Annotated in this window: 2 protein-coding genes; both read left to right on the top strand. The window is 39.9% G+C overall.

Annotation, left to right across the window (positions count from 1 at the left end; translation table 11 throughout):
- Positions 1 to 133: 133 nt before the first annotated feature.
- Positions 134 to 313, top strand: coding sequence for a hypothetical protein (locus QI30_RS19070; protein ID WP_126992091.1), 180 nt, complete (start codon positions 134 to 136; stop codon positions 311 to 313).
- The coding region (locus QI30_RS19065) for an ArdC family protein (protein WP_126992090.1) at positions 313 to 1,385 on the top strand (1,073 nt) is incomplete at its 3' end. The genes QI30_RS19070 and QI30_RS19065, both read left to right, overlap by 1 nt.

Below are 1,385 nucleotides of genomic sequence, written 5' to 3'. Positions count from 1 at the left end.
ATTTTAATTTAACAAATAGAATATAGTTTTGAAAGTGAATAAATAGAACATAAGTACAAAAAACATAAGTAGAAATATATACCTTTCAAAAGTAGAAATTTCTACTTTTGAAATAAAGAAGGAGGTTGGAGAAATGTATCGACGTGAAGAAGTTGAGTTTAGCGATAAGCCGATTTACCGTGATAAGCGTGATTTACTGACGATTGTAGAAGTACCGGATTTGCTTTCATATGACATTGTTGCGTATTTAGAAGTGCCATTTGAAAACGAACAGCGTTATGTACCTTTATATCAAAAGCGAGGTGAGGCGTAATGCCCTTGCGACCTAACTCATATGAGGAACGTACAAAAGAGCTTACGACAAGGCTTGAAGAACAGCTGACGCAATTTGCGAACCAAACTGAATTCAAGCGGTACTTAACTTTCATGGCAAGTATGCGCCAGTATTCGGTAGATAACCAAATTCTCATTTTTATGCAAAATCCGAAAGCTACTTATGTCGCTGGCTTTCAAGCGTGGAAAAAGCATGAGCGTTATGTGCAAAAAGGGGAGAAGGGCATTCAAATTCGTGCTCCTATTTTTGAACAGCAGCCAGTACTCGACCCGAAAACAAAGCAACCTGTTTATGAAAACGGCGAACTCAAGCTGGAGAACGTCTTAGTTCGCTATAAATGGGTAACAGTGTTTGACATCGCACAAACAGCAGGAGAGCCACTTAAAACGACAAGAGATTTTGTAAACGAACGATTTCAAACGGATGAGGACGCCCAGAGGCTATATGATCAATTTAAAAATTATTTAAATCAATTTAAGCAATTGCACGTTGCAGAGAAGACGTATTCGATTCATGAGGAAGGACGAGGTTACTTTGTACCATCGACCAACGAAATTATCATTAATGCGAGTGAAACTAATCCAGTTGCAAAATTAAGTACGCTTATTCATGAATTCGCCCATGCACAGCTGCACGGGCGTAGTGGTGATTATCGTGAAGCAACACGTGCCCATAAGGAGGCGCAAGCAGAATCGATTGCCTGTGCGACAATGGCATATTTAGGCTTTGATACGAGCCATTTTTCATTAGGATATATTGCAACATGGGCAAAAGATACGGAATTAATGCGAAAGGCGTTATTTGAGATTCAGGCGACTCTTGAAAAGACGTTAGCCACGCTAGATGTTGTGCTACACCCACAACTGTATGAGCAATTAGAACAAATCATTCAGGAACCTAAACTAGCGAGCAAGGCGGTTTCATTTGAGCAGTTAGCGGGACATTTACCAGCCCTTTCTTATGTAAAAGCGCCAAAAATTGCGATTGAAGTATTTGATGCACGCTACAATGGCTTTGAAATCGCTAAGTACGACCGTCAAACGCAGTATTT

Origin of the sequence: Candidatus Kurthia intestinigallinarum, from assembly GCF_003991225.1 — a bacterium.
In the GTDB taxonomy this organism is placed as follows: Bacteria; Bacillota; Bacilli; order Bacillales_A; family Planococcaceae; genus Kurthia; species Kurthia populi.
This window is presented reverse-complemented; position numbering and strand designations above follow the sequence as displayed.